This window comes from Virgibacillus carmonensis (assembly GCF_057836705.1).
The window spans coordinates 1-11799 of sequence record NZ_JBYQFJ010000011.1 but is presented as its reverse complement, the minus strand read 5'-3'; the positions used below and the strand labels follow the sequence as shown (position 1 = coordinate 11799).

Annotated in this window: 10 protein-coding genes, 3 tRNA genes and 2 riboswitches; of the genes, 3 read left to right on the top strand and 10 right to left on the bottom strand. The window is 38.1% G+C overall.

The features are described from left to right. Positions 1 to 196: 196 nt before the first annotated feature. Positions 197 to 919 carry a phosphoadenylyl-sulfate reductase gene (locus AC3G7N_RS10555; protein ID WP_489422115.1) on the bottom strand — a complete coding sequence of 241 codons (723 nt, stop codon included), beginning with the start codon at positions 917 to 919 and terminating at the stop codon, positions 197 to 199. An 89-nt stretch (positions 920 to 1008) separates the two neighbouring features. Beyond that, positions 1009 to 1108, bottom strand: a riboswitch (SAM riboswitch). Between the two features lie 440 nt (positions 1109 to 1548). After that, positions 1549 to 1655, top strand: a riboswitch (SAM riboswitch). Between the two features lie 79 nt (positions 1656 to 1734). On the opposite strand from AC3G7N_RS10555, the gene AC3G7N_RS10550 reads away from it, so the two are divergent. Beyond that, positions 1735 to 2856 (top strand): methionine biosynthesis PLP-dependent protein, encoded by a 1122-nt coding sequence (locus AC3G7N_RS10550; RefSeq protein WP_489422114.1) that lies wholly within the window; start codon positions 1735 to 1737, stop codon positions 2854 to 2856. After that, complete coding sequence (gene metC / locus AC3G7N_RS10545; protein WP_489422113.1) at positions 2853 to 4049, top strand: cystathionine beta-lyase; 1197 nt, start codon at positions 2853 to 2855, stop codon at positions 4047 to 4049. Before AC3G7N_RS10550 ends, metC begins: the two co-directional genes overlap by 4 nt. Before the next feature lie 157 nt (positions 4050 to 4206). Here the strand turns inward: metC and AC3G7N_RS10540 are convergent, their stop codons facing one another. Together AC3G7N_RS10540 and AC3G7N_RS10535 are read right to left on the bottom strand one after the other, a co-directional pair. Further along, on the bottom strand, positions 4207 to 5133 hold the full coding sequence (locus AC3G7N_RS10540; protein WP_489422112.1) for a manganese-dependent inorganic pyrophosphatase: 927 nt from the start codon (positions 5131 to 5133) through the stop codon (positions 4207 to 4209). A gap of 178 nt (positions 5134 to 5311) precedes the next feature. Further along, positions 5312 to 5812 carry a hypothetical protein gene (locus tag AC3G7N_RS10535; RefSeq protein WP_489422111.1) on the bottom strand — a complete coding sequence of 167 codons (501 nt, stop codon included), beginning with the start codon at positions 5810 to 5812 and terminating at the stop codon, positions 5312 to 5314. Between the two features lie 130 nt (positions 5813 to 5942). Between AC3G7N_RS10535 and AC3G7N_RS10530 the strand changes: the two genes are divergently transcribed. Further along, on the top strand, positions 5943 to 7055 hold the full coding sequence (locus AC3G7N_RS10530; RefSeq protein WP_489422110.1) for an NAD(P)/FAD-dependent oxidoreductase: 1113 nt from the start codon (positions 5943 to 5945) through the stop codon (positions 7053 to 7055). 323 nt (positions 7056 to 7378) lie between these two features. Here the strand turns inward: AC3G7N_RS10530 and AC3G7N_RS10525 are convergent, their stop codons facing one another. The 7 genes from AC3G7N_RS10525 to AC3G7N_RS10495 form a co-directional block, all read right to left on the bottom strand. Further along, positions 7379 to 7795 (bottom strand): universal stress protein, encoded by a 417-nt coding sequence (locus AC3G7N_RS10525; RefSeq protein WP_489422109.1) that lies wholly within the window; start codon positions 7793 to 7795, stop codon positions 7379 to 7381. Between the two features lie 35 nt (positions 7796 to 7830). Continuing rightward, a complete protein-coding gene (locus AC3G7N_RS10520) occupies positions 7831 to 9291 on the bottom strand; it encodes a SulP family inorganic anion transporter (RefSeq protein ID WP_489422108.1) in 1461 nt (486 codons plus the stop codon). 224 nt (positions 9292 to 9515) lie between these two features. After that, entirely contained in the window at positions 9516 to 10154 is a 639-nt protein-coding gene (locus tag AC3G7N_RS10515) for a YczE/YyaS/YitT family protein (RefSeq protein ID WP_489422107.1), read from the bottom strand. 193 nt (positions 10155 to 10347) lie between these two features. Beyond that, the gene (locus AC3G7N_RS10510; RefSeq protein ID WP_489422106.1) at positions 10348 to 11229 is read right to left on the bottom strand and encodes a DMT family transporter; all 882 of its coding nucleotides are present in this window, start codon (positions 11227 to 11229) and stop codon (positions 10348 to 10350) included. A gap of 250 nt (positions 11230 to 11479) precedes the next feature. After that, a tRNA-Leu gene (locus AC3G7N_RS10505) sits at positions 11480 to 11562 on the bottom strand. Positions 11563 to 11582: 20 nt separating this feature from the next. Then, positions 11583 to 11656: transfer RNA gene (locus AC3G7N_RS10500), tRNA-Cys, on the bottom strand. 13 nt (positions 11657 to 11669) lie between these two features. Continuing rightward, positions 11670 to 11744 (bottom strand) — tRNA-Gly (locus AC3G7N_RS10495). Between the last annotated feature and the right edge of the window lie 55 nt (positions 11745 to 11799).

Sequence of the window (11799 nt, the reverse complement as noted above, 5' to 3'; positions counted from 1 at the left end):
ATATTCACCTCACACAAAATTATTTTTTTGAATATATCGTGCTTACATATTTTTAATGGTTAATCAAAAATATTTCAGGTATAAATCACCACCTTATTTTTAGCTTGTTCACATAATGCATTGTAAGCAAATCAGTTTACTCGGATTTAATCTAAAAGTCTTCCAATTTCCAATCAAGATGAATCTAATTAGAACATCAACTAGAGGTATGAAGTCCACACTCTGTTTTATTAACCCCAGCCCATCTACCAGCACGAGAACCATCGGAATTTGATACCGGTGACGTACATGGTATACAGCCAATACTTGGGAATCCCTGATCGTGCAATTCATTGTATGGCAGGTTGTTTACTCGTATATATTCCCAAACATCACCCCAAGTCCAATGAATTAATGGGCAAACTTTGATGGATTTAAATCGTTCATCCTTATTAACAAAATTGGTATTCTTACGGGCAGGAGACTGTTCCCTTCGAAGGCCAGAAATCCAAGCTGGAGCTCCACTTAAAGCTTCTTCAAGAGGCTTTATTTTTCGAATAAAACAACATTGGTTAGGATCGCGTGCCCATAAGGCTGAACCGTACTCATCAGCCTGTTCCTGCAGCGTTATGTCAGGTTTTTTTAATTGAATAGAAAGTTTAGAGTACTTTTTCTTTATTTTGTCAATAAGTTCATATGTTTCCTTAAAATGAATCTCCGTATCAAGAAAAACAATTTTCGCATCCTTTTTCACCTTGGAAATCAAATCAATTAATATAACTCCCTCCGCACCAAAACTGCATGCATAAACGATCGAATCCCCGTATGATTCATAAGCCCACCTTAGAATTCCAGATGCTCCTTTTGTGAAATCGTCTTGTTCCCATTCTTGAAAAGGATCTCCAGGGAAATCACTATATGTGACCGTATCGTTATTCATACTACACCCCTCCAGATAAAAGCTATTCTTTCAAATTAAAAACCCCTTCTAAAAAAACAAGAAGAGGTAGGCACTATCGCTAGTTACTCTTCCTATCTCCAAGTTTTTCACTTCTGGAATTAGCACAGTATTTAAAAATCTGTTGCTGAGGCTTCAAAGGGCCAGTCCCTCCACCTCTCTGGATAAGAAAATTGCATATTCAGTTTTAAATTATTACAAACTCTACAGTTGTTATCATTGAATGTCAACAGGGAATAAAAAGATTTTTAGAAAAAATCGGTATTCGCCTTCTCTTTGATAGTAAAAAAAATTTATTTTAAACCTAATCACTTAGAAGTTTTTATACTTTGTTTGAGTGAAATATAGGAATTTTGTTTTTTTCATTTTTATAAAAAGCTCAGGGCCCCTTGAAGGACACGACAAGCATAAGCAGAGCGGTGCAGTGTGGATGGGTTTCCTCGCGCGTAAGTGAACTGCTTATGTCTCGAGTGTCTAGGCGCTGGAGCTAGACAGATCATCGCCGAAATTTTTCTTTTTTTGCTCTTAAAAAAAGCCATTTATCCCTTGCATTATTTTCCAATGTATATTAAAGTATTGGAAATTAAACTTTTCGTAAAATTAAATAACTATTCTTATCAAGAGAGACGGAGGGATTGGCCCGACGATGTCTCAGCAACCAGCCATTTAGGTCATGGTGCTAATTCCAATAGGTTTTTACCTACCTAGTAGATGAGAAGATTGCTTTCGTTATTAGGGACCTTCTTCTTTCTAGAGGGTCCTTAATTTTTTTATTTCATATGAAAAGGATGAATGACATGACTATTAAAAGTTTAGAAACCAGATTAGTGCAATTAGGTAATAAAAGTGATGAGACTACAGGTGCTGTAAATCCACCGCTATATTTGTCAACAGCATACCAGCATCAAGGACTTGGCAGGTCTACTGGATATGACTATACACGTACAAAAAATCCAACTCGAGCTATTTTGGAAGAAGGAATTGCAAACTTGGAAACTGGTGATTCTGGGTATGCCTGCAGTTCCGGAATGGCTGCCATTCAGTTAGCCCTTTCCCTTTTCCGTACAGGAGATGAATTAATTGTTCCAGAAGATATTTATGGAGGTACATACCGTTTACTTGAGCATTATTCAGATGTCTATGATATACAAACAATTTATTCAGAGTTTACGGATATCCATGAAACAGAGAAGTTGATTACACATTGTACAAAGGCATTATTTATCGAAACCCCAACTAATCCATTAATGCAGGAAATCGATATCGTGCAGTTTGCAACACTTGCTGATAAACACAACCTCTTACTTATTGTTGACAATACTTTTTTAACCCCTTATCTGCAGCGACCACTGGAACTCGGGGCCGATATCGTAATTCATAGCGCAACTAAATACATCGGTGGACACAATGATGTGCTAGCTGGATTAGTTATTGCTAAAGGAAGAGCAATCTGCGAGAGGTTATCTGAAAACCATAATGCTTCTGGTGGGGTACTGCCCCCTTTTGATTCGTGGCTATTAATCAGGGGGTTGAAAACACTGGCTTTACGGATTGAACGACATGAAGAGAATGCAAAGAAAATAGCGGGGTATTTAAGAAGTGAACCTAGTGTTATTGACGTTTTATATCCAGGAAAGGGTGGCATGCTTTCCTTTCGGCTAAAAGAAAGGGATTGGATGGAGCCCTTCTTAGAGAATCTGCAGTTGATTACTTTTGCAGAAAGTCTTGGAGGAGTAGAGAGTTTTATTACTTACCCTTCAACTCAGACGCACGCAGAAATTCCTCAAGAGGAACGAATACGTCGTGGAATAGACGATCACTTATTGCGTTTTTCTGTTGGAATTGAACGAGCAGAAGACTTAATAGAAGAACTAAAACAAGTATTTTCAACCTTAGGAAAGAAGGTTGACCGGCTATGAGTTTTGACAGGAATCAATTGGAAACAAAATTAATTCACGCATTATCAAATGTGGACGTTGAACAGAAAACAGGTGCAGTAAACGTCCCTATTTATTTATCATCCACTTTTCACCAAGATAGCTTTGATCATTTTGGCCCATTTGATTATAGTCGATCAGGAAATCCGACAAGGCAAGTATTGGAACAAACAATTGCCGAATTAGAAAGTGGTGTTAAAGGGTTAGCATTTGCATCTGGAATGGCAGCTATTTCTTCTGCTTTTATGCTACTTTCTGCTGGCGACCATGTGCTAGTTTCTGAGGATGTTTACGGTGGTACGTATCGTTTTATAACAGAAGTGTTAACTAAGTACAAGATTGATCACACATTTGTAAATATGACAGATCTTAATGAAACCGCTAGAGCAGTCCAACCAAATACGAAGGTGATTTACATGGAAACGCCATCTAACCCGTGTTTAAACATTACAGATATTGAAGGCGTAGTAAAGGTTGCTAAAGCTAATCATTGCTTAACCTTTCTTGACAACACCTTTATGACTCCACTCTACCAAAAACCGCTTGAACTAGGAGTTGATATCGTGCTACATAGTGCCACTAAATTTTTATCAGGCCATAGCGATGTTATTGCCGGTTTAGCAGTGACAAGGAACACGGAACTTGGGGAGGAGTTAGCATTTATTCAAAATTCCTTTGGATCCATACTAGGGGCTCAGGATTCTTATACCCTCATCCAAGGGATCAAAACATTAGGCGCCCGTCTAAAACAGTCATCCGAATCCGCAAATAAAATAGCTATTTATTTACATAATCATCCGCTAATTGAAGAAGTGTTTTATCCTGGTTTAACTTTCCATCCAGGGCATTCAATCCATATTAGGCATTCTAGAGGTTTTGGTGCTGTTCTTTCTTTCCGTTTACCAAATAAAGCTGCAGCTAAAGTATTCGTCGAACAAATTCGACTACCTGTTTTTGCCGTAAGCCTTGGAGGGGTCGAATCGATTCTTTCTTATCCAGCAACAATGTCTCATGCTGCAATGCCCAAGCAAGAAAGAGAAAAAAGAGGCATTACCGATGGATTGTTAAGACTTTCTGTTGGACTGGAACATGTGGAAGATTTAATCGCCGATCTAGATCAAGCATTGAAAGTACCTCATCACCAACTGGGATTAGTCAGTAATCTAAATAAGTAACTAGTACTAGATCTGGATTATCCACTCGTTCAGAACTTTAATCAATATAATGAAACCGTCGAGGAGCCCTGCTGCAAACCATTGTTATCCGTAATATAAACAAAATGACTATCAAATTTGAAATTTGATAGTCATTTTGTTTAACATTTTCATTATTCTACATAAACGTGTCAGTCAAATTTGTAACGATTTGTTTCTTACGTGAAACAACACCTTTTAATAATGCACGGTTATTTTCGAGTTGTACATCAAATGCCTTTTCCACATTGCCTTTAGCTTGTCCAAGTGCAATAACTTCAGAATCATTATTTAATATATCAGTCACAACAAACAAGAATAAATCCAGCTTTTTATCAGCAATTGTTGCGTTCATTTCTTGTTCCAAATCTGACTGAAGCTCGATCACTTTTTTCGTATCCACTGCATTCACTTGTGCGATTTCTACTTTTGCTCCATTCATTTCAAATTCCTTCGCATCCATGGTTATTAAATCGTTGATTGATTTATCACTTAGATCTGCTCCTGCTTGTAGCATTTCTAGCCCATATTCATCTAGATGAATCCCCGCAATTTCAGCCAATGCATGTGCTGCCTCCACATCTTCCTGTGTACAAGTTGGTGATTTTAACAATAATGAATCAGAAATAATTGCAGATACTAGTAATCCAGCAATTTCTTTTGTAATTTCTACATTATTTTCTTCATACATTTTCTTTAAGATTGTTGCTGTACACCCTACTGGCTCCACGCGAAAATAAAGCGGTTCTCTCGTTTCAAAATTGGCAATTCGATGGTGGTCAATTACTTCAATGATTTTGACCTCATTGATATTTTCTACGCTTTGTTGGAATTCATTATGGTCAACTAAAATGACATTCTCCACATCACTTGGAACACGCCCAATCAGTTGTGGTTTTTCTACTTTAAAGTAATCAAGTGCATATTGGGTTTCCTTATTTACTTCACCTAAACGTACAGCCTCTGTATCCTGTCCTAGCTTATTTTTCAAATGGGAAGCTGCAAGTGCTGCAGTTATCGTGTCTGTATCTGGATTTTTATGTCCAAAAATAAATGTTTTAGCCATGGTAACTCTCCTCTGTCGATTATGTGAATTTTTTATATCCTTACTATTTATATCAATTATAGGACCTAATTGCAAAAGAAAAAACACCCAGTTTCATTGAGGAAACCGTCTTTAGCCTTTGGTTAAAACGAAAAATTAATTAAAAACCCCGGTCTCCTATGTGAAGATCGGGATTAACTTACTCCATATTATTATACCAACTAATAATAGAACTTTTTGTTTCCTCATCTTGAACTTCCGTTAGACCAAAACCATGGATATCTACCACCCGTACAAACTCGTTTGACGCATATTCCAGTTTTACAATGCAATAGCCCTCGATAGTTGATGGTATGATCTCAATAATTGTTTCATTTTTATAATAGTGTTCAATTTTTTCTCTGTCCTCAGGTAAATACCATCCCTCCGATTCGGCTGGCTTCCCTATTTCTTCTACTATAACATCAGTATCTTGCAGCAATTCTTCCGCGGACATTTTCATATAAATTCGGTGCAAAAGCTGGATATTTTCAGCAAAGCCAATAAATAACATTCCCAAAATAAAACCACCTATGGACCAAGTGAAAAATGTTGCCCAACTATCATAGTCCGAGCCTATCAGAATCCCAGCAAATATACCTATTGTAATTTGTGCGATACCGATAATAAATAATATTTTTGCTATGATATTTTCATACATTAGACTTTGCCTCCTCTTCATTATTATGACACATTACAAAAATAAATCCCTATAAAAAGCGATATATTTTACAAACTGGCAATTTGTTTTTATAGTGAAGTGAAGATACTAAGCTGAAAAGGGATTTTTTATGGAAAAAATAATAGTAATTGGCGCAGGAATTTTGGGTGCATCAACTGCCTACCACCTAGCCAAAAATGGTGCTGACGTTGTTCTTATTGATCGAGATGATAGTGGGAAGGCAACAGATGCAGCGGCAGGAATTATTTGTCCATGGCTATCGCAACGGCGAAACCAAAAGTGGTATCAGTTAGCAAAGGGTGGCGCTAAAATATATCCTGGTTTAATTGATTCCTTAGCTTTTGATGGAGAGACTGACACAGGCTATGATCGTGTTGGAGCATTAAGTATCCATACATCGCTCGAAAAGTTAGAAGCGATGAAAAAACGTGCAGTAAAACGTCGGGAAAATGCACCTGAGATAGGTGATATCACGCTTCTTGACCATGAACAAACAAAAGCAATGTTTCCGCTTATAGAAGCTGATTACAAATCTGTACATGTTAGCGGAGCAGCTCGAGTAGATGGAGCAAAGCTATGTAGGTCACTGATTAACGGAGCACAAAAGCACGGTGCAAAGTTCATTTCAGGTGAAGCATCAATACTTCATGACGAAAAAACGATTGTTGGTGTTCAGATTGCTGGAGAAAAAGTTGACTCCAGGTTAGTCATCGCTACAAATGGTGTATGGATGCATGAACTCTTACATCCATTGGGAATAACTATGGATGTTACCAGCCAAAAGGCACAGCTCATCCATGTCCAACACCCACAAATTGATTCGTCCAGGTGGCCTGTCATTATGCCGCCAAATGATCAATACATCTTAACAACGGATAATCGCATTGTTCTTGGCGCTACACATGAAAATGATGTAGGATTTGACTGCCGGGTCACTGCTGGTGGAATACATGAAATTTTATCGAAGGCGCTGACAATTGCACCGGGATTAGCAGAAAGCACGTTTTTAGAAAGTCGTGTAGGGTTTCGCCCATTCACACCTGGATTCTTGCCTGTATTTGGTTTTGTCCCAGGTTTCAACGGACTTCTAGTCGGAAATGGATTAGGAGCATCTGGACTTACTATGGGACCGTTTATTGGTGAGCAGCTTGCAAAAATAGCTCTAGAGCAACAACTAGATGTTAACCTGGAAGATTATGATGTGGCACAAGCAATAAAATAAAACCCGATTTGGTCAGAAATACCAAATCGGGTTTTTTCTCGCATGAAAGCAAAGTATAAGTTCTTGAATTTATCTGTCTAGCACCAACGCTAAAGCTGTATGGACTTCCCTCGCCTCCGTACGATAAGTTTAACATCGGTTGTTAGAAGGAAGGACCACTTAACAAGCGTCGGCGCCCCCCCCCTATGAAGGGACGTGTTTCCTTTATCTCCTGCGGAAGGAATGTTCGATTAAAATCGCCACACAGCATGAGCAGCACGAACTACCCGTGCTGCACGGGCGCAGTTCATACGTCGCTAAACGGGCGCTTGCGCTTTTTTGATTTATTTTATGATTAATACGGGGCAGTTAACACGTTTTGCTACTTTATGACTGACACTGCCTAAGATGAATGTTTGTAAATCATTTAGTCCTCTACTTCCAACCACTACACAGTCAAAGTCTCGTTCATTTGCGAATGTTACGATTGTTGGTCCTGCTTCCCCGTGAAGCACGTCAACCGTGTACGTTACACCTGAGCGATGAAGCAATTCTTCTACAGGATGAATTTTTTCTCTACGACTCTGTTCTACTCCAAATTTATCTGCATGGTGTAATACATCAGATTTTGATGCATGCCCGTCTACAACATAAATCACTTTAATCGTGCCTTCAAATTTCTGAGCAAGTTCAATCGCATGATTCGTTGAACGAATCGCGTGCTCCGAACCATCCGTCGCCAGTAAGATATTTTTAAACATCCGCTACACCTCTCCCAATTTAGATGATCATCATATTAGTGTCCTGAAGCTTTTGACAACCCACCAATTCGATTCTTCAGATGTTTACTGTCTTCATTTAATCCTGTATATGTTACTTTTACTTCCTGTTGTTCAAATTTCGTTTCAATTTTATCCAATGCCCCAATAGCTGAATCATCCCACAGGTGTGCAAGACTTAAATTAATTTCTACTTCCTTCACTGAATCATGGAAATTAAACTTTTTCGGAAAATCACTGACAGAAGCAAAAAACAATTGTCCATTCACATAGTAAATTCGTTTCTCACCACTAGATACCAATTCATCTGTTACCTTCACTTTTGATATCTTAGCAGCAAAGAAAATGGCACTTAACAATACACCAGCAAGAACACCTTGTGATAAATCATGTGTATACAATACAATGCTGACCGTTGTCACCATAACTACTGCGTCCGTTCTAGGTATCTTATGCAAATTTTTAAGGGACGACCAATCAAATGTTCCAATAGAAACCATGAACATTACTCCAACTAGTGCAGCCATTGGAATTTTCACCACAACACTACCTAATACAATAATTAAAAACATTAAAAATGCACCCGCAACAAATGTGGACAATCTACCTCTTCCACCAGATTTACAATTGATTACTGATTGACCAATCATTGCACAACCTGCCATCCCACCGAAGCAACCTGCTACAACGTTTGCAATACCTTGACCGCGACTTTCTTTATCTTTATTACCTTCTGTATCTGTCATATCATCTACAATACTAGCGGTCAAAAGCGTTTCTAGTAATCCTACAATCGCAAGTGCTAATGAATATGGCAAAATAATCATAAACGTTTCAACTGTTAACGGAATAGATGGAAGCAAAAATACTGGTAATTGTGATGATAGATTACCTAAATCTCCTACCGTTCTAATATCCAGCCCACCAAATACAGTAATTACTGTAATAATTATAATGGCAACTAGCGTTGATGGAACTGCTTTTGTCATTCTAGGAAATAGATAAATAATTGCTAGAGTAAGAGCCACTAGCGCATACATAACCCATGTTTCTCCCACAAAGTGTTGCAGCTGTGCCATAAAAATTAAAATAGCTAATGCATTAACGAAACCAACCATCACCGAACGTGGTACAAATTTCATTACTCTAGCTAATTTAAATATACCAAATATGATCTGAATTATGCCTGTTAAAATAGTTGCAGCCAATAAATACTGTAAACCGTGTTCTGCAATAAGTGTTACCATTAACAGCGCCATGGCTCCAGTGGCTGCTGATATCATAGCGGGGCGGCCGCCAACAATGGAAATTACAATTGCGATACAAAATGAAGCATACAAGCCTACCATTGGGTCAACGCCGGCAATAATAGAGAAAGCAATCGCCTCTGGGATTAACGCCATAGCTACGACCATACCAGATAGGACATCTCCCCTGACGTTTCCAAACCAATCCTTCTTTAATTGTTCTATATTCACATCTATACCCCTTCCTATTATTATTTTTTCAAAGCTATCTATAAAGCTTTATCCGTAAACAACCTATGTATCATACCACATATAGACTTAGAATTAAAACTATGTGTAAGCGTAATTATTTCTAAGATAATCTCTTATTCTTGATTATTCTTACATATACTGCCTCATACAAAAATCCAAGAAAGCTACTAGTAAGCTTTCTTGGATTCTCGATTTTATTAATTTCATGCTGATCGATTTTGACTTTTTAGTCCCCGTTTTTCTATGAAATTAATAAGGGCATTGATTTTTATATAAAAATACTGGAATAATGGGCTTTGTATAAATGTAAAAAGAAATGTAAAAATAAACACGGGCCCACCTAAAAGTAAACCAATTACGAGTACACTAGTTTCAGTAATAATCCTTACTCTCCGTATAGGAGCACCAGTTTTATCAGATATGGATAACATAAATCCATCCCGCGGCCCTGAACCTACTCCCGCTGCATTATACATTCCCCCACCAAAGCCCATAAAAGCTATACCTATTAGAAGTAGAGCGATATCTATCCACGTATGTGTGGCATTTGGTAAAAAATCTGACCATAAAAATAAATCGACAAACCCACCAACAAGTAGTGCATTTAAGAATGTACCAAATTTAATGTATCGCTTATCGAGAATATAGGAGATTAGTACAAGGATAATTCCGCAAACAATATTCCATGTCCCAATGGTAAAACCATATTTTTCAAACAGACCAACATTAAGCACATCCCATGGATGAATACCTAAATGCTGTACATTAATTGTTACAGAAATACCAAGACTAAAAAATAGTAATCCCACAACAAAAAACGCCCATCGTAAAACATTTTGCATAAAGCATCCTTCTTTCTAATCACATTATACTTATATTGAAGGAAGTTAGAGGAAGATGCAAGTGGGAATTCATTGTTTCCGCCAGTTCCAGCGTCAGGCATATTAATATTTTACCAATAGATGTCTAGAATGATTCAGGATTAGCTTTGAATCACACGCGTCTGCCAAAACCGCCATACAGCAGTAAATCCAATTAGTAGACGCTATCATTCTCATTTTTTTTCGGGGAGTAATTCACCAAAATTATGCCAGCTAATATTAGACCTCCTCCTACCAAAGTTGAGATATGTAGTTGTTCATTCAGCAAAAACCAACCAAAGATAACACCAAACAAGGGTGCGAGAAACAAAAAGGCACTTACCTTCCCCGGATCTTCTTTCTTTAGAAGGAAAAACCAAATGGCGAATTGAACAATGGAAGCCATGACTGCTAGCCATACTATTATAAAAATTGATACTGGAGTAAACATTATGTGAGCTTGTTCAAATAATACACTTCCTAATACTAGTAATAGGCCTCCAAAAAGCATTTGATAAGCGGTTAAAACCCAAGTATCGAAAGAAGAACCCCATTTTTTCAAGAACAATGTTGCGATAGCCCAAGAGACTGCACTCACTAGACCCAAAAGGGTTCCTGATTCCCGAATATCCAAACTAGCACCTAATGTGATAAAAACACCTAGGAAGCCAACCAAAACACCTAACCACTGAGCCCATCGATATTTCATTCCCATAAAAAAAGTTCCAAAAATAACCACAAGTAACGGATTGGTGAATGTTAAAATAGACGACTCACCCGCAGTAATCGTACGTAAACTTAGAAATATAGGACCCATAACCAGAGTCGTTTGAAAAATGCCGACAGCAACAATTTTAAGCCATTCAGTTAGTTTCCTAGGATGATCCCGTTTTAATAAGATGACGATCAAGGCCATCAATAAACCTGCTAGCGTAAAACGTATTCCGACTAATAGCAAAGGTGAAATATAGTTCAATCCTATTTTACCAACAGCAAATGAGGAGCCCATTAAGCCTGTGGTGATCATCACTAAAAAAGCAAACAGCGTTTTATTCAATATCCTAGAACCCCCTTCTGTTCCGTGTTATTTCCAGGTAAACTTTAGCTTTATCAATTCGTCTATGTTAACTTCCTTTTTCGGTTTCATAAGTACAGTGGGTGGCAAAACGAATCTATGCAAAAATAAAGACATGTCACTTTTAATGCACATGAATGAATGAATGATTGATCTATCTCTCTCGAAAAGCAAAAAAGACTTACCATTTCTGGAAAGTCTTTTAAAAATCTTGATTTATCAATATTTTCGATACCAGTAGCCGGGGTCGAACCGGCACTCCCAGAGGGAACATGATTTTGAGTCATGCGCGTCTGCCAATTCCGCCATACTGGCATATTATATAAAGGATATATTGGAGGCGGCAACCGGATTTGAACCGGTGATAAAGGTGTTGCAGACCTGTGCCTTACCACTTGGCTATGCCGCCATAATTGTAGTCATGGAGCGGAAGACGGGATTCGAACCCGCGACCCCCACCTTGGCAAGGTGATGTTCTACCACTGAACTACTTCCGCAAAATGGCTGGGCTACCAGGATTCGAACCTGGGAATGACAGGATCAAAACCTGCT